This is a genomic window from Streptomyces sp. NBC_00683 (assembly GCF_036226745.1).
Taxonomy (GTDB): Bacteria; Actinomycetota; Actinomycetes; order Streptomycetales; family Streptomycetaceae; genus Streptomyces.
Genome location: NZ_CP109013.1, coordinates 8,124,715 through 8,141,379, shown reverse-complemented (window position 1 = coordinate 8,141,379; position 16,665 = coordinate 8,124,715). Strand labels below are relative to the sequence as shown.

Annotated in this window: 14 protein-coding genes and 1 riboswitch; of the genes, 6 read left to right on the top strand and 8 right to left on the bottom strand. The window is 72.0% G+C overall.

Annotation, left to right across the window (positions count from 1 at the left end):
- Window positions 1-25 precede the first annotated feature (25 nt).
- Window positions 26-523 carry an NUDIX domain-containing protein gene (locus tag OG257_RS35325; protein ID WP_329214231.1) on the top strand — a complete coding sequence of 166 codons (498 nt, stop codon included), beginning with the start codon at window positions 26-28 and terminating at the stop codon, window positions 521-523.
- Here the strand turns inward: OG257_RS35325 and abc-f are convergent.
- The 3 genes from abc-f to OG257_RS35310 all read right to left on the bottom strand — a co-directional run bounded on the left by abc-f (window position 487) and on the right by OG257_RS35310 (window position 4,696).
- Window positions 487-2,193: a ribosomal protection-like ABC-F family protein gene (gene abc-f, locus OG257_RS35320; RefSeq protein WP_329214229.1), complete on the bottom strand. Its 1,707-nt coding sequence runs from the start codon at window positions 2,191-2,193 to the stop codon at window positions 487-489. The genes OG257_RS35325 and abc-f overlap by 37 nt on opposite strands.
- Window positions 2,194-2,677: 484 nt before the next feature.
- Window positions 2,678-3,892: a PP2C family protein-serine/threonine phosphatase gene (locus OG257_RS35315; protein WP_329214227.1), complete on the bottom strand. Its 1,215-nt coding sequence runs from the start codon at window positions 3,890-3,892 to the stop codon at window positions 2,678-2,680.
- A gap of 27 nt (window positions 3,893-3,919) precedes the next feature.
- Entirely contained in the window at window positions 3,920-4,696 is a 777-nt protein-coding gene (locus OG257_RS35310; protein ID WP_329214225.1) for a GNAT family N-acetyltransferase, read from the bottom strand.
- Between the two features lie 616 nt (window positions 4,697-5,312).
- Here OG257_RS35310 and OG257_RS35305 point away from each other — a divergent pair.
- From OG257_RS35305 to OG257_RS35290, 4 genes are all read left to right on the top strand, one after another.
- Window positions 5,313-6,185 (top strand): RNA polymerase sigma factor SigF, encoded by an 873-nt coding sequence (locus tag OG257_RS35305; RefSeq protein WP_329214223.1) that lies wholly within the window; start codon window positions 5,313-5,315, stop codon window positions 6,183-6,185.
- A 294-nt stretch (window positions 6,186-6,479) separates the two neighbouring features.
- On the top strand, window positions 6,480-7,841 hold the full coding sequence (locus OG257_RS35300) for a bifunctional o-acetylhomoserine/o-acetylserine sulfhydrylase (RefSeq protein WP_329214221.1): 1,362 nt from the start codon (window positions 6,480-6,482) through the stop codon (window positions 7,839-7,841).
- Window positions 7,838-8,995, top strand: coding sequence for a homoserine O-acetyltransferase MetX (metX, locus tag OG257_RS35295; protein WP_329215513.1), 1,158 nt, complete (start codon window positions 7,838-7,840; stop codon window positions 8,993-8,995). The genes OG257_RS35300 and metX overlap by 4 nt, the downstream gene beginning before the upstream one ends.
- A 36-nt stretch (window positions 8,996-9,031) precedes the next feature.
- Window positions 9,032-10,291, top strand: coding sequence for a sulfite oxidase (locus OG257_RS35290; protein ID WP_329214219.1), 1,260 nt, complete (start codon window positions 9,032-9,034; stop codon window positions 10,289-10,291).
- Window positions 10,292-10,299: 8 nt separating this feature from the next.
- Here the strand turns inward: OG257_RS35290 and OG257_RS35285 are convergent, their stop codons facing one another.
- Both OG257_RS35285 and OG257_RS35280 read right to left on the bottom strand, forming a co-directional pair.
- Window positions 10,300-11,196, bottom strand: coding sequence for an NAD(P)-dependent oxidoreductase (locus OG257_RS35285; RefSeq protein WP_329214217.1), 897 nt, complete (start codon window positions 11,194-11,196; stop codon window positions 10,300-10,302).
- 53 nt (window positions 11,197-11,249) lie between these two features.
- Window positions 11,250-11,873 (bottom strand): adenosylcobinamide amidohydrolase, encoded by a 624-nt coding sequence (locus OG257_RS35280; protein WP_443054595.1) that lies wholly within the window; start codon window positions 11,871-11,873, stop codon window positions 11,250-11,252.
- 340 nt (window positions 11,874-12,213) lie between these two features.
- Between OG257_RS35280 and OG257_RS35275 the strand changes: the two genes are divergently transcribed.
- On the top strand, window positions 12,214-13,218 hold the full coding sequence (locus tag OG257_RS35275) for a PRC and DUF2382 domain-containing protein (RefSeq protein WP_329214215.1): 1,005 nt from the start codon (window positions 12,214-12,216) through the stop codon (window positions 13,216-13,218).
- An 83-nt stretch (window positions 13,219-13,301) separates the two neighbouring features.
- Here the strand turns inward: OG257_RS35275 and OG257_RS35270 are convergent, their stop codons facing one another.
- From OG257_RS35270 to OG257_RS35260, 3 genes are read right to left on the bottom strand one after another with little or no spacing between them, the layout of a single operon-like run.
- Window positions 13,302-14,111: an ABC transporter ATP-binding protein gene (locus OG257_RS35270; protein WP_329214213.1), complete on the bottom strand. Its 810-nt coding sequence runs from the start codon at window positions 14,109-14,111 to the stop codon at window positions 13,302-13,304.
- Window positions 14,108-15,190 carry a FecCD family ABC transporter permease gene (locus OG257_RS35265; RefSeq protein ID WP_443054528.1) on the bottom strand — a complete coding sequence of 361 codons (1,083 nt, stop codon included), beginning with the start codon at window positions 15,188-15,190 and terminating at the stop codon, window positions 14,108-14,110. The genes OG257_RS35270 and OG257_RS35265 overlap by 4 nt, the downstream gene beginning before the upstream one ends.
- Window positions 15,187-16,257, bottom strand: coding sequence for an ABC transporter substrate-binding protein (locus OG257_RS35260; RefSeq protein ID WP_329214211.1), 1,071 nt, complete (start codon window positions 16,255-16,257; stop codon window positions 15,187-15,189). Before OG257_RS35260 ends, OG257_RS35265 begins: the two co-directional genes overlap by 4 nt.
- A 32-nt stretch (window positions 16,258-16,289) precedes the next feature.
- A riboswitch (cobalamin riboswitch) is annotated at window positions 16,290-16,473 on the bottom strand.
- Window positions 16,474-16,665: the final 192 nt, after the last annotated feature.

Genomic DNA, 16,665 nt, shown 5'->3' with positions numbered 1-16,665 from the left:
AACACCGCCGGGCAGACTTGGCGACATGCCGACATCAAGGCGCAGTGCGGGTGTTCTGCTCTACCGGGCGACCGGGGACGGACGGGACGTCGACGTGCTGATCGGGCACATGGGCGGTCCCTTCTGGGCGGGCCGCGAGGCGGCTGCCTGGTCGATCCCCAAGGGCGAGTACGAACCCGGGGAAGAGCCGGCGGCAGCCGCCCGGCGGGAGTTCGAGGAGGAGCTGGGGCTGCCGGTACCGGACGGCGCGTGGGTGTCACTGGGCGAGGCGCGTCAGTCGAGCGGCAAGACCGTGACCATCTGGGCCGTGGAGGCCGAACTGGATCCCGCGGAGGCGGTTCCGGGGACGTTCACCATGGAGTGGCCCAGAGGGTCCGGTGTGCAGCGGGAGTTCCCGGAATTGGACCGGTTCGCCTGGTGCACACCGGACGAGGCCGCAGAACGCCTGGTGGCGGGCCAGCGCGTCTTCGTCGACCGGCTGCGCGATTACGTCCGGGACGGACGGGCGCCGTCGGAGCCGTAGGCCGCGAAGGCGCGGCTCCCGGCGCCGGTCACCGGACGGCCCGCCCGCAGTTCGAGGCGGTCACCCGTGAAGCGGCCGCGGAAGCTGCGGTCGTGCGAGACGACGACGACGGCGCCCCGGTACTGGGCGAGTGCCGCCTCCAGTTCCTCGACGAGGCTCAGCGCGATGTGGTTGGTCGGCTCGTCCAGGACCAGCAGATCGGCCGGCCTGGTCACCAGTCTCGCCAGGGCGAGTCTGCGCTGCTGCCCGATGGAGAGTGCGGCAACGGGGACGGTCAGGTCTTCGGGACGGAAGAGGCCGAGCGCCAGCAGGTCCTCGGCGTGCTCGTCGGCGAACCCGGGCCGTCCTGCGGCGAACGTGGCGAGCAGCGAGCGGCGCGTGGGCCTGACGGGGAGTTCCTGCGGGAGGTAGCCGATCCGTGCCCGGCGCCTGACCGTGCCGGCGTCGGGGGCGAGGTCCCCTGCCAGCACGCGCAGCAGGGTGGACTTGCCCGCACCGTTCGGGCCGGTGACCAGGAGTCTCTGCCCCGGGCCGACGCGCAGCGCGGGCAGGTCCAGGCGGTCGCCGACGACGACGGAATCGAGCTCGGCCAGCGGCTCGGTGCTCCCGTTCTCCCCGGCCTCCCGATCACCTGCTGTCGCGAGTTCGACCGTGAAACTCAGTGGCCGGGGAGGCGCGGGCACGGGCGTGCGGCGCAGGGCCTCAAGGCGGGTCCTGGCCGCCCTGACCTGCCCGGACAGCTTGGCTTCGTGTGATCTGCGGTGCTTGCCGAAGCCCTGCCCCGGGTCCTTGCCGGTACCGGCCAGACGCTGACCGGCCGCGCTCACCAGTTCCTCGGTCCGGGCAAGCTCGGCCAGCCACTCCTGGTGCTCCTGCGCCCATCGACGGCGTGCGGCTGCCTTGGCTGTGCGGTAGCCGTCCCAGCCGTCCCCGTACCGGGAGACGCCGCGCAGGTCCCTGTCGACCTCCAGGATCACGGTGGTGGTCCGCTCCAGGAACGCCCGGTCGTGGGTGACGGCCACCACGGTGCCGCGGTGGGCACGGAGGTGGTCCTCCAGCCAGGTGACGGCGGCGACGTCGAGATGGTTGGTGGGTTCGTCGAGCAGGAGCAGTTCCGGAGCCGCGGCGAGTACGCAGGCCAGGGCCAGTCTGGACTGCTCCCCGCCGGACAGGGTGCCGAGCCCGCGGTCCCGGCCGAGGTGGCCCAGACCGAGGCCGTGCAGGGCCGCGTCGGCCCGGGCGTCGGCCTGGTACCCGCCGCGTTCCTCGTACGCCGTCAACAGGTCGCCGTACGCGGCGAGTTCCGCTTCGGTGGGGTTCCCGTCGGACATCGCCGCTTCGGCCTCGCCGATCAGGCGCTCCAGGGTGCGCAGTTCGGCGAGGGCCGCGTCGATCGTGTCCTGGACGGTGCTGCCGGGGTCGAGCGTGAGGGTCTGGGCGAGGTAGCCGGTGCCGCCGGGGAAGGTGACGGTGATGTCGCCGCTCTCCGGGGCCTCGGCCCCGGCCATCAGACGGAGCAGGGTGGACTTCCCGGAACCGTTCTCGCCGATGACGCCGACCTTCTCGCCGGGACGGACGGTGAGGGACACCTGGTCGAGGACGGATCGGTCTCCGTAGGCCTTGGAGACGTCTTTCATGGACAACTGGGCGCGATGGCGCTGGGGAGACATGGGTGCTTTCCCTGAGGTGACAGGCCCTCGGCGGCGCACGGTGGAACGCGCTGCGGGGCAGGGGTGTCGGACGGCGGGAAGGACTGCGGCACGACTGCGTGACCGGGTCGGTCACGCGGCGACGCTCAGCGTCGCGCGGCGGCGTCCTGGCCGGGAATCAGAGAAAGAAGTAGTACGAACCCATGCGGTCCAGTGTAACCACGCTCCGCCGGGTACCGCCGTCGGTTTTCGGGCGGGGCGACGGCCCGGAGGTGTGCGCTCCGGGCCGTCACCGTCGGCTGTGGGCGTGGCTGTCGGGCTCGAAGGTCCCTCATCGGCTCAGCGTCGGAAGACCGGTGATTGCGCGAACCTGACGCGTTCCAGGGCCTGTTACGGGAACCAGGCTCCCGCCGCCGGGTCCACGGTGCCGCGCTCGAGGTCCTCCGGGCCGGCCGTGCCGCGCAGGCAGAGGCCGTCCGACTCCCCCGGGGCGGCCCGTACGGGGTCAGTAGTCGCTCAACGCTCCTGTGGGGCGCTGTGCGGCGTCACCGTCGGACATCTCCCGCAGCCTGCCCGTGTCCTGCGGCCTGCTCAGGACGAGCGCCGCCACGTCGTCGCGGCGCACCCCTCCGGAGAAATTCTCCAGGTCCACCTGGAGCGCCTCCAGCACCTGGCGGGGGTCACGCCCCGCCCACTCGGCGAGCCGTTCGTCCAGCGGGTAGAAGGACCCTCCGGAGTCGCGGGCCTCGGTCACCCCGTCCGTGAACACCAGGAGCGCCGCGCCGCGAGGAAAGTCGACCCACTCGGCGGCGCGCGCCTCGGTGCTGAGCTCCGCCATCCCGAGAGGTACGGACGTCCGGTGCAGGGCGACCTTCGACACCGATCCGCCGTGCAGCAGTCGCGGCGGAAGGTGTCCGCAGTTCACGGCCCTCACCCTGTCGCCGCCGTCGAATCCGAGCAGCAGGGCGGTGACGAAGCGCTCGGTGTCCCCGGTCTCGGCGGTGAACTGGTTGTGCCGGGACACCGCGGCCTCCAGGGCGTCGGCCACCCTGGTGAGCTCGGGCTCCCGGACGGCCGCTTCGCGGAAGGCGCCGAGCGCGGCGAAGCCCGCTCCGATCGCGGGCAGCCCCTTGCCCTGGACGTCACCGATGATGACCCGTGTCCCGTAGGGCGACTGCACGACTTCGTAGATGTCGCCGCCGACGAAGCGGTCCTCCTCGATCGGCTCGTAGATCCCGTGCGCCCGGACCTGCTCGGTGACGATGGGCAATGGCCGCAGGATCTGTCTCTGGAGTGCCACGGCCGCCGAACGCAGCCGGGCGATCTCCTTGGCGTGGCGGATACGGGCGGCGCAGGCGACGACTCCCAGGGCGCTGGCCACCGCGGTGAAGCCGATGACGAAGGTGACGTCCCAGAACGCCCCTCCGGACCCGATGAGGGACCCGGTCACGACAATCGTGACCCACAGCGCCACACAGACGGTCTGGCGGACCGTGCAGAAGACCGAGGCCATTGCGGGCAGGACCACCAGGAGCGGAATGATGGGCAGTTCCTCGCCGGTGAGGACGTCGAGGAGGACGACCATGGCGGTCAGCAGCACCAGCCCGACGGCGAGCGCCCAGCTCCTGACACGGGAGGCACCGGCCGCCGCCTCACCCGGATCCGTCCCGGGCAGCGCCGTCCGGCGCGCCGCTGCCGGCAGCCGGAGCCCCATGACCATGAAAGGCCTCTCGCCGTTTTGTCGGTGTCATCCCACTTGTTCCAAACTACCTTTCCCCCGGGCCGGGGTCCTGGCGTCGGTGCGGCGCTCGGGTTCCGCCGGGACCAGCGCGGAGAGGAACGAGGTCCGGCGGCGCAGCCGGAAGCCGAGGGATTCGTAGAGCCGGATGGCGTTGACGTTCGACGCGGCGGCGTGCAGGAAGGGCGTCTCGCCGCGTTCCTCGATGCCGTGGGCGACGGCCCGGACGAGCCGCGTCGCGAGCCCCTCCCCGCGTACGGACTCGTCGGTGCACACGCCACTGATCTCGGTCCAGCCGGGCGGGTGAAGCCGCTCGCCCGCCATCGCCACGAGCACCCCCGAGCGGCGGATACCCAGATAGGTGCCGAGCTCGACCGTGCGCGGCAGGAACGGGCCGGGCCGGGTGCGCGCGACGAGCTCCAGCATCTCCGGCACATCGGCGGGGCCCAGGAGCACCGCCTCCGGGTCCGGTGCGGTGTCCACGCCGTCGTCCACCAACTGCACGCCCTCGGCCTGGAAGACGATCTCCCAGTCGTCCGGCGGCGGCTCCCGGAAGGCGGTGAGGGTGATGGAGGCACCCGGCCCGGCGAGCGCGGCGACATCGGCCCAGTCCTGGGCCTCGGGCCGGTCCGGCAGGGCGAGCCACGGGGTGACGTCGGGCGGGTAGCGCAGGATGCGGCCCTGGTGCTCCGCGAAGTGGGCATGGGGTCCGGTCAGCGAGGCGCGGGCCGGATTGTCCAGCGGATGCGCCTCGCCCAGGGGCGTCGGGTCACCGAGGGAGCTCATGCCGCCTCCCCGCTCGCGGTGGTGCCGGTCCCTTCGGGTGCCGCTGCCGGGATCCGTCCGGCGGCACCGACGGCGGGCATCAGAAGTCGGCTTCCCGTTCCGGGTCCGTCATGGCGATCGCGTACGCAGGCCTTGGGCATGGGCTCCTCGCTCCGGTTGATCTCAGCAGCTGACGACAGCATCGGAAAGCCCATTCGTCATGCACCTATTCCCGGGACGCCCGACTGTTCATGAGCGTGTAATCAAGGCACCGGGCCGCGAGCCCTCACGGCCGGTGGCGCGCGGACCCGGGCGGCCGGCGAAAGACGGTCGGCCGGATCGCGTACCGCTAACGGGATCGTGCCCCCAACGTGCCCTTCGCTGTGGCACTCTGGAGACGGCCGCCCCACCGGGCTCCCCCGTACCGGTGGGGCGGTCCTGTGCTTGCTTGCTCCCGGCGGGGCCCTCGATGCGGCTCCCGGGAAGGGCTGCCGCGGACGGGTCCTGGGGCGATAGCGACGATTACCGGCCAAAGGCGGGCGCGTACGCGGCTCAAATCCGCCTTTCGCGCTTGCGGGCCGAGCCTCCGGGCAGGCGCCCAGACCTCATGGCCCACGACCTGAGGAGCGTGACGGCAATGACGGAGCACACCGCGCGGACCGCCGACGTGACGCGAGCAGCAGCGACGGACGATCTCCCGTGGATCGAGGACGCCGGGAAGATCGCGCCCAAGGACGCACGCGCCCTGTCGAAGCTCTTCTTCGATCGGCTGCAGGTGCTCGAGGAGGGCACTCCCGAGTACCAGTACGCCCGGAACACGCTCATCGAGATGAATCTGTCCCTCGTCCGCTTCGCCGCGGGCCGCTTCCGCAACCGGGGCAGCGGCGACATGGAGGACATCGTCCAGGTCGGCACCGTGGGCCTGATCAAGGCGATCGACCGCTTCGACCTCTCCCGCGAGGTGGAGTTCACCTCGTTCGCCGTGCCGTACATCGTCGGTGAGATCAAGCGGTTCTTCCGTGACACCAGTTGGTCCGTGCATGTGCCCCGGCGCCTGCAGGAACTGCGGGTCGAGATCGCCAAGGCGAAGGAGACCCTGTCGGCCGGCCTGGACAGGGACCCCACCGTGCACGAACTCGCCGAGCATCTCGGCCTCGACGACGCGGAGATCACCGAGGGAATCGTCGCCGCCAACGGCTACACGGCGGGATCGCTCGACATGCCGACCGATTCGGCGGACTCCGCGGGCCACGTCACGAGCGGCCGCACCTACGCGGATGTGCTGGGCAGGACCGACCCCGCCATGGAGACGGTCGAGAATCTTCATACGCTCGCGCCCCTGCTGGGTGAACTCGACGCCCGTGAGCGCAGCATCATCGACATGCGGTTCGGCCAGGAGATGACGCAGGCTCAGATTGGTGACCGCCTGGGAATTTCCCAGATGCATGTCTCCCGGCTGCTGAGCCGCATTCTGGACAAGCTCCGCACCGGGATGTTCACGCAGGACTGACACCCGGCCCCGGCTCCGACAGGCATCTCGTCGGGAGCCAGCGCGGCCGCCCCACCGCCTTCCGCACCATCCCGGTCCGCCGCTCCCCGCGCGACATACGCGGGGAGCGGCGGACCGGTTCCGGCAACAACGCAACTGCCCTCTGTTGCCGCGGTATTGCAGGTTCGTGGCCATCCCGACGGCACGCTTCCACACCCTCGCGCGGCCCTCTACGGTCCGTAGTCAGCCCGTCGCCGCCGCGTCGCCATCCGTGCTCGCGCGCATCCGCCACTGAACCACCGTGCGAGGAATGACATGAGCCAGCCCGTCGACTCCGTCACCGCAGGCCACACTCCCGAGGACCACGACCGCGAGGACGCCGGGGCCGCCTGGTCCTTCGAGACCAAGCAGATCCACTCCGGTGCCGTCCCGGATCCCACGACCGGTGCCCGTGCGGTGCCGATCTACCAGTCGACGTCCTTCGTCTTCCGTGACACGCAGCATGCGGCCGACCTCTTCTCGCTGGCCGAGCCCGGCAACATCTACACCCGGATCCACAACCCCACGCAGGACGTCCTGGAGCAGCGGATCGCCGCGCTGGAGGGCGGAGTGGCCGCCGTGGCACTCGCGTCCGGACAGGCCGCGGAGACGCTCGCGCTCCTGACGCTGGCCGGCGCCGGCGACCACATCGTCTCCTCGGCCTCGCTCTACGGCGGTACGTACAACCTGTTCCGGCACACGCTCCCCCGGTTCGGCATCGAGGTGTCGTTCGTCGAGGACCCCGACGACATCGAGGCGTGGCGGTCGGCGATCCGGCCCAACACCAAGGCCCTGTTCGCGGAGACGCTCGGCAATCCGCGCGGTGACGTCCTGGACATCCGGGGCGTGGCGGACGCGGCGCACGGGGCGGGGATTCCGCTCGTCGTCGACAACACCGTGCCGACCCCGTACCTCCTGCGGCCCCTCGAGCACGGCGCGGACGTCGTCATCCACTCCGCGACGAAGTTCCTCGGCGGGCACGGCACCACCATCGGCGGTGTCGTCGTGGACGGTGGCACGTTCGATTTCGGTGCACACGCGGAGCGCTTTCCGGACTTCCACACCCCGGACCCGAGCTACCACGGCCTGCGGTACTGGCCCGACCTGGGGCACAGCGCCTTCGCCGTGAAGCTGCGGGTCCAGCTGCTGCGCGACCTGGGGCCCGCACTCTCTCCGCACTCCGCGTTCCTGCTGCTCCAGGGTGTGGAGACGCTGAGCCTGCGCCTGGAGCGGCACACCTCCAACGCGCTGGCGCTCGCCCGGTGGCTGGAGGGCCGCGACGAGGTGTCGGCCGTGCACTACGCGGGACTGGAGTCGAGTCCCTGGTACGGGGCGGGGCAGCGCTACCTGCCGCGCGGTGCCGGAGCCGTGCTCGCCTTCGAGCTGCGGGACGGGGTGGAGGCGGGCAAGCGGTTCGTGGACGCAGTCGAGCTGTTCAGCCACCTCGCCAACATCGGTGACGTACGGAGCCTGATCATCCACCCCGCTTCCACGACGCACAGCCAGCTGACCGAGGAGGAGCTCGCCGCCACGGGCGCCACCGCCGGCCTCGTGCGGCTCTCGGTGGGTCTGGAGAACGTGGACGACCTCAAGGCCGATCTGGAGGCCGGCTTCCGGGCCGCCAAGGCGGCGTCCTGAACCGGGTCGCCACGTCCCCCGCACTCCCTCTCCCGCCGGCCGCCGGAGGCTGGCGGGAGGGGGATCCGTCCGGCCGCCGTTCCTGGGTGGCGCCGGACGGTCCGCTCGGGCTCGAGTCGGGGTCCGAGCTGCCGGGCGTACGGCTCGCGTACGAGACCTGGGGCAGGCTCGCACCGGACGGCGCCAACGCGGTGCTGGTCCTGCACGCGCTGACCGGTGACAGTCACGCGGCGGGCCCTCCCGGGCCGGGGCATCCGACCGCGGGCTGGTGGGACGCACTGATCGGGCCGGGCCGGGCGTTCGACACCGACCGCTGGTTCGTCGTCGCGCCGAACGTTCTGGGCGGCTGTCAGGGCAGCACCGGTCCGTCCTCCCGGCGCCCCGACGGCACCCGCTGGGGAGCCGACTTCCCGTATCTGACGGTCCGCGACCAGGTGGCGGCCGAGGCCGCGCTCGCCGACGCCCTCGGCATCGGCCGTTGGGCTGCGGTCGTCGGCGGTTCGATGGGGGGCATGCGCGCCCTCGAATGGGCGGTGAGCCGGCCGGACCGTACGGGATCACTGCTGGTACTCGCCACCCCGGCCGCGGCGTCGGCGGAACAGATCGCCTGGGGCAGCGTGCAGATCTCCGCGATCCGTGCGGACCCGGGCTGGCGGGGCGGCCGGTACCACGACGGCCCGCCCGGCTCGGGTCCGCACCGCGGGCTCGGCCAGGCGCGGCGGATCGCCCATGTCACCTATCGCAGCGAGACGGAGCTGGCGGCGCGGTTCGGCCGGGAGGCGCAGTCCGGTGAGCTTCCCTCGCAGGGCGGGCGCTACCAGGTGGAGTCGTACCTCGACCACCATGCCGCCAAGCTCGTGCGCCGCTTCGACGCCGGCAGCTACGTGACGCTCACCGAGGCGATGAACGGACACGATGTGGGCCGGGGCCGCGGCGGTGTCGCGCAGGCCCTGCGCCGTGCGGGCATGCCCGCCCTGGTCGCGGGAATCGACTCGGACCGGCTCTATCCGCCCTCGCAGCAGGCGGAACTGGCGGCTCTGCTGCCCGGTGCGGACCGGCTCCGGACCATCGGATCACCTTACGGGCACGACGGCTTCCTCATCGAGACCGGCCAGGTGGGCGACCTCGTGAGGGAGTTACTGCCCGCTTCGTGACCCCCTCCCTCCCCTCCCCTTCTCCCTGGAGCGCCCATGAGTTCCGTAGAGCCGTCCGAAGCCGCGTACGACCGGATGAGACTGCGTCAGTGGTCCCGCGGCGGCGCCAGATCGGCGGGGATCGACCGCCGCGACCTTCTGAAGCTGGTCGCGGCGGCGTCGGCCGCCGTCCCGCTGATTCCGGCCGCCGCCTCGCCGGCCCACGCGGCGGGAACCCTGGCGGGGGTGGTGAAGCCACTGCCGCCGGAGCTGTTCACGGTGCGCGGCACCAACGCGGAGACGAACTTCGCCGCGCTGCGCGACACCGGGCTGCTCACCCCCGTCGACCGCTTCTTCGTCCGCAACCACACCGCGACGCCCCGCATCGAGGCGGCGGACTGGAAGCTGACGGTCTGGGGCAGCGGGCTGACGGGCGGGCCGGTGGACTTCTCGTACGCCGCGTTGCGCGCCCTGCCGTCGGTGACCCGTACCGCGTTCGTCGAGTGCGCGGGCAACGGCCGCAGCTTCTTTACCTCGCAACAGAACCAGCAGGTCAGCGGCACCGCCTGGACTCTCGGCGCGATCGGTACGGCACGCTGGCGCGGGGTCCGGCTCGCCGATGTGCTGCGGCTGGCCGGAATCGGGAGGGACGCGGTGGACGTGCTGCCGCGTGGACTGGACGCGGAGGTCATCAGCGACGGGACGAACCTGGGCCGGGTGCGCAGGCCTCTGCCGGTGTCGAAGGCTCTGGACGACGTCCTCCTCGCCTACGAGATGAACGGCGAGCCGCTGCCGCCCGACCACGGCCATCCGGTCCGGCTGATCGTCCCGTCCTGGGTCGGCATCGCGAACATCAAGTGGGTCGGGGACATCGAGGTGAGCGCTGAGCCGCTGCTGACTCCGTGGAACACCGGCCTGTACCGGCTGTTCGGCCCCGGGTACCCGCCGGAGGGCAGCGATCCGCTGACCCGGCAGACACTCAAGAGCGCCTTCGAGCTGGCGCCCGGTGCCACCTTCGCCGCCCATCGCAGGCACCTGCTCACGGGCCGGTCCTGGTCGGGCGGCGCACCGGTGCGTCTCGTCGAGGTCAGCACCGACGGCGGCACCCGGTGGCGGCCCGCCCGGCTGCGCGACGAGCCCAGGAGCGGCAGCTGGGTCCGCTGGACGGCCGACTGGGTTCCGAAGGAGGCCGGCCCCGCCGTGCTGCTCGCCCGGGCGACGGACCGGTCGGGCCGCACCCAGCCGGCGACGGCGGCCCACAACACGCAGGGCTACCTCTTCGACGCGGTGGTGCGGCACCCGGTGACGGTCGCCTGACGCCGCCGCTATTCGGAGCGGCCCGCGTAGTACGTGGCGATCATGTCCTCGGCGCCGTGTCCGGCCGCCTCCGCACGGGTGAACCGCTCGGCGGAGGCGGCGACCAGATCCAGCGTCACCCCGGACGCCCCGGCGGCGTCGAGGATCAGCCGGGTGTCCTTGAGCGCCGTGGAGAGCGCGAAGCTCGGGGTGAGGTCGCCGGACAGCACCGCGGCGGACTTGCCCTGCAGATACGGGGTGTCCAGTGGGCCGCCCTTCACCGCGTCCAGGAACAACTGCGGGTCGATCCCGAGCCCCTCGGCGAGATTGAGGCATTCGGCCACGCTGTTGACCAGGTTGATCACCCAGGTGTTGGCGACCAGCTTGAGCCGGGTGGCCGCTCCCGGGTCCTCCCCGACCCACACGGTGCGCTGCCCGATCGCTTCCAGGACCGGCAGCGCCGCTGCGCGGGCGGTGGAGGGGCCGGAGACGAGCACGGTGAGGGTGCCCTGCTCGGCGGGCTGCCGGGTGCCGGAGACCGGGGCGTCCAGGTAGACGAGTCCGAGGCCGGCGGCCCGGTGGACGAGATCGGCGGTGGCGTCGAGGCCGACGGTGGAACTCTGCAGCCAGACCTGTCCGGGCCGGAGTCCGGGGGCCGCGGCGGTGAGGGTCGCGGCCACGGACGGGCCGTCGTTCAGCGCGGTGAGGACGACATCGGCGCCGCGCACCGCTTCCTCCGCGGTGTCCGTCACGGTGGCGCCGTTCGCGGCAAGGGGCGCGGCCTTGGCCCGCGTTCGGTTCCAGGCCCGGACGGGGAGTCCGGCCCTGAGCATGCTGCGGGCCATCCCGGATCCCATGATCCCGGTGCCGAGGACCGCGACGGTCGGCCTGCCGGTGGCTGAGCCCGTGGGGGCGGCGGTGGTCATGGGGGATTCCCTTCCTCGGTGCGCCCCGCGCGGCTGCGGCGGCGCGACGGGACTCAAGCCTGCCGCAGCGCGCCGTCGAGTACGGCGCGGTGTACGGCCCGGGCGAGTCGTGATCCCCAGCGTGAGCGCGGGCCGGCGAAGGGTTCCCCGGCCTGCGCCCCGGGGTCGGGAGCGGCGATGCACACGGCGTCCGTGGGGGTGCCCGAGCAGTCGAGTCCGGCGTCCACGAGGGCTTGGACCTTGGCCTCGGTCGCCGTAGCCACGGCGTTGACCAGGGCGGCGTCGGAGAGCGCCACGGGGACGGTGACGACGATGTTGACCGTGCCCGGCGGCAGCGGGCCGTCGGTGCCTCCGGCCGGGTCAGCGGCCCATCCCCGTACCCCGAGACCGCTGGTGACGGTGGCCGTGACGCCCCCGTCGGCCGCGACGGTGTACGCGGTGACGTCCGCGGCCGTCATCAGCCCGGCCCCGGGGCCGCCGAGCTCCTCGGCCGCGGCGATCTCGGCGAGGTGCCGGTCCGGGTCCAGCCGCGGGTATCCGCCCGGTACCTGCGCATTGAGAATCCAGGCCCGCGGCCCGATGCCGCCGCCCAGGACAGCGCTGCTGCACACCCGCCAGCCGGGTCCCAGCCGCCAGACCAGGTGGTGGAGGCGAAGGCCTTCCTCCTGCCTGGCCAGCAGTTCCCCGCGCTGTCCGGGGATGCGGGTGCGTACGGAATCGATGGCGCACCCCCGGGGACAGGCCGCCCGACGGTCGGCGACGGCGCGTCGATCATACGTGCGGGGCGGGGCCGCATCCCCGGCGCACCCATGAGGGTGCTCACCCGAATGGCGTAACGGGTGGAAGGGGCCGATACAGGCATTGCGCGGGGCCACCGCCCACCCCGGGTCCTCCGGGCCGCCCGCTCCCCGGGCCGGGAGGTTGCAGCGTCCAACCGGGTGAGGCGCGATGGAAGCCGGACGCGCCTTCCCTGCTGGACCCACCCACAGGGCGTGCCCGGGCGAGGAGGAATCGGCCATGGGAGCCGCTGACGGTTTCACGGATTCCGGAGAACTCGACGGTCTGACCGTCTACGACAGTGACGGCGAAAAGGTCGGCAGTGTAGGACGGGTGTACGTCGACGACGACACCGGCAAGCCCGACTGGATCACGGTCAAGACCGGAATGTTCGGCATGAAGGAGAGCTTCGTACCGCTCGCCGGGGCCCGCCGCGTGGGCTCCGACCTGCACGTCTCGCACGCGAAGGACCGCGTCAAGGACGCCCCCAGGGTGGACGCCGACGCGCATCTCTCCGTGGCCGAGGAGGAAGAGCTCTACCGGCACTACGGCATGACCAGGAAGACCACCGCCGGTGCGGGCGGCGACGCGCGCACCACGTCCGGCACCGGAACTGCAGCCATGGGCGCCGCAGGAACAGCCGGAGCCGCAGGAACAGCCGGAGCCGCAGGAACGGCCAGCCCCAAGACGACCGCCAAGCCGACAGCGGTCGGCACCACGGGCGCAGCCACCTCGGGCGCCGGCATGGGCAGGCACCGTGACACGGAGACGTCCTCCACGTCGCGCCCGCTCGCCGGAGCCGGGGCCGAACGGTCCGCCGCGGGCGCCGGGGGCCGGGAGGAAATGGTCCGTTCCGAGGAACAACTCCTCGTCGGCACAGAGGAGTACGAGAGCGGAAAGGCGCACCTCCACAAGTACGTCGTGACCGAGAACGTCACCCGGACGGTACCCGTGTCCCACGAGGAAGTCCGCGTGGTGCGCGAACCCATGCGGCCGGGCGAGAAGTCGACCGGGACGACGAGCATCGGCGAGGAGGACGTCGAAGTCACCTTGCACGCCGAACGCGCCACCGTCCGTAAGGAGGCCGTCCCGGTGGAGCGCGTCCGCCTCGAAACCAACAAGGTCACCGAACAGAAGGAAGTCTCCGCCGAACTCCGCAAGGAGAAGATCGACTACGCGGACGGCAAGGACATGGGCAGCGGCAAGGACACGGGCGGCGAGTTCGGCCAGGGACGCCGCCGCTGACCCCCTCACTCAGCGGCGACAGGCCGCGCGACAAGCAGCGAGGGGCGGACCCGGACGACGCGGGCCCGCCCCTTCGCCGTCTGTCACCCGGAAACCGGGCCGCCCGCGGCGGCCCCCGGCAGGAAGCGCACCGACGGCCTGCCGTCCGGCCCTTCGGGTGTCACCACAGCCCTTACCCGGTAGACGTCCGCGATGAGTTCCCCGGTGATCACCTCCGCGGGCGTTCCGCAGGCCACCACCCGTCCTTCCTTGAGGACGGTGACGCGGTCGCAGAACATCGCGGCCAGGTTGAGGTCGTGCAGCGCCACGACAGCGGTGACGGGCAGCGCGGAGACGAGGGCCAGCAGCTCCAGTTGGTGCTGGATGTCCAGATGGTTCGTCGGCTCGTCCAGGAGGAGTTCACGGGGCTGCTGCGCGAGTGCACGGGCGATCTGGACGCGCTGGCGCTCTCCGCCGGACAGGGTGTGCCAGGACTGCTCGGTGCGGTCGGCCAGGCCTGTACGCTCCAGCGCCTCGCGCACGGCGTCCTCGTCCTCGCGGCCGGGCGCCGACCAGGCACGGCGGTGCGGGATGCGGCCGAGGCGCACGACGTCCAGGACACTCAACTCGACCTGGGTGGTGGCGTGCTGGTCGACCACGGCGACGCGTCGGGCGACGGTGCGGCGGCCGGTCTCCGCGAGGGTGCGGCCGTCGAGGGTCACCGCGCCCGCGCCCGGGCCGAGGACGCCGGCCATGATGCGGAGCAGTGTGGACTTGCCGGATCCGTTCGGCCCCAGGAGTCCGACCGTGGCACCTGGTGGCGGCGCGATGTCCACTCCGTCGAGGACGATCCGCCCGCCCGCTTCCCGCGTCACGCGCTCGGCCCGCAGGCCCTCGGTCGCGGCGGCGGTCATGCGGCCCTCCGGGTGCGGTACAGGACCAGCACGAAGGCGGGCACGCCGATGAGGGCGGTGACCACTCCGACCGGTACCTCCTGCGGGTCGAGGACGGTGCGGGCCAGGGTGTCGACCCAGACCAGGAACACCGCCCCGGCGAGCGCGGTGACCGGCAGAAGACGCCGGTGCCCCGATCCGGTCAGGGCGCGGGCCGCGTGCGGCAGGACGAGGCCGACGAAGCCGATGGCGCCCGCCGAGCTGACGAGCGCCGCCGTCAGCAGCGCCGTGGTGCAGAGCAGCACGATCCGGGTGCGGGCGACATGGACGCCGAGGGTGGCCGCCGCGTCCTGGCCGAAGGCGAAGGCGTCGAGCGTGCGGGCGTGTCCGAGGCAGATCAGCAGCGCCACGGCGAGCACCGCCGCGCACATCCACACATCGGTCCAGCCGACCCCGCTCAGGGAGCCGAGCAGCCAGAACAGCACCCCGCGGGTCTGCTCGGCGTCGGCGGCCGTCATCACGACGAAGGAGGTGAGCGCGGAGAAGAGCTGCATCGCCGCCACGCCGGAGAGGACGACCCGGTCGGTCGTCCCGCCGAGTGTGTGACTGAGCAGCAGAACGAGGGCGAACGAGCAGAGGGCCCCGATGAAGGCACCGGCCGAGATCGACACCGCTCCCCCGCCTGCTCCGAGGATGACGACCACGACCGCTCCGGTGGACGCCCCCGAGGAGACACCGAGCACGAACGGGTCGGCGAGCGGGTTGCGCAGCAGTGACTGCATCACGGTGCCGCACACCGCGAGTCCTGCCCCGCACACCGCGGCGAGCAGGGTGCGGGGCATGCGCAGGTTCCAGATGATCCCGTCCCGGATCGGGGTGAGCCGCGAGTCCCCGGGGCCGAGATGGGCCGCCACCGCGGACCAGACGTCCGGGACCGAGATCCGGGCGGGCCCGATGGTGACGGCGACCGCGACGGACAGGAGCAGCAGTGCCGCCCCGCAGCTCCACAGAAGGCCGTCGCGCAGGACACGGACACCGGCCGGGCGGGGCACCGTTGCCTCCGGTGCGCGTACGCCGGCGGCCTGTCGGGTGTCGGTCACCCCGCGAGCCCGAAGCCGCGCAGCCCTGCGGCCACGAGCTCCACGCCTTCGACGGTACGGATGGAGGGATTCATGGCCTGGCCGCTGAGGAGGACGTAGCGCTTGTGCCGGACTGCGTCCATGTTCCTCGTGGCGGGATTGGACTCCAGGAACTGGATCTTCTTCTCGGCGCTCTCGGCGGTCTGCGACTTGCGGGTCAGGTCACCGATGACCAGGACGTCGGGGTTGCGGTCCGCGACGGTCTCCCAGTTGATCTGGGGCCACTCCTCGTGGGTGTCGTCGAAGACGTTCTTCGCGCCGAGTTCCTCGGTGATGATGCCGGGCGCCCCGCAGCAGCCCGCGAGGTAGGGCGACTCGGCGTTGGCGAACCAGTAGAGCAGGGTGGCGTCCGACGCCTCGATGCCCGCGGTCGCCCTGCTGATGCGTGCCCGGAGTTGGGCGACGAGTTCGTCACCGCGTTCCTGGACGCCGAACACCTCGGCCAGATCGTGCACTTCGGTGTAGACGCTCTCCATGGTCAGCGGCTTCGTACGCGAACCGTCCCCGCCTGTGCTGTTGTCCTTGGCCGTGCAGTCGGCCGGCGAGACGTAGGTGGGGACGCCGAGGTCCTCGAACTGCTCGCGGGGCGCGACACCGCCCTTGCCGAGCGTCGATTCGAACGAGGCGCTGATGAAGTCGGGTTCCTTGTCGAGGACCTTCTCCGAGGAAGGCCGGTTCTCGGCGATGCGGGGGACGCTCGCACTGGCCTTCTCCAGGCCCTTCATCACCGGGTCGGTCCAGGTGGAGGTGCCCGCCAGCCGGTCGGCGAGGCCGAGCGAGAGCAGGATCTCCGTCGACCCCTGGTCCAGGGAGACCGCGTGGTGCGGGGCCGCTCCGACGGTGACGGTGCGTCCGCAGTTCTTCAGCGTCACGGGGTAGCCGGCGGCACTGCTGCCGTCCTGCGACGTCTTCTCGGACGAACCGCCACCGCAGGCGGTGAGCAAAACAAGTCCCGCCGTGAGCAGGGCGGTTCGGCGTACGGTACTGGCTATGGGCGGCACTGGGTCCCTCTGCGTCCTGGGGCTCATGCGCGGAGCCCGGTACGAAGCACCGCTCCCGGTACGGGAAACGGGTGCCAGCAGGTTTTCGGACTCGGGTTCATCCGGACGGGACGCCTTCCCGGACCCCGAGGGTGTCCAGTGGCCGTGGCCCCGCCCGTCCCCCTCACCGCTGCGCGTCAGCTCCGGTTTCGCACCGGATTCCCTGACTCCACGTGGAGTGTGACTGGCTTCTGCAAGCTATCACGCAGCTGGACGGAGGCCTCGGGGGCCGCGGCCGGCACGGTGGGTGGGGTGTCCCCCCGCACCGGCCCCTTCCTCGGCCAGGACCTGCGCTCGGGGTCAGGACCAGCGCCGAACCGATTCTCCGCCTCTCACCTGCGACGTCCGCGTCGCCGGGCGAGTACGGATGCCGTGCCCCAGTACGCGAGCAGTACG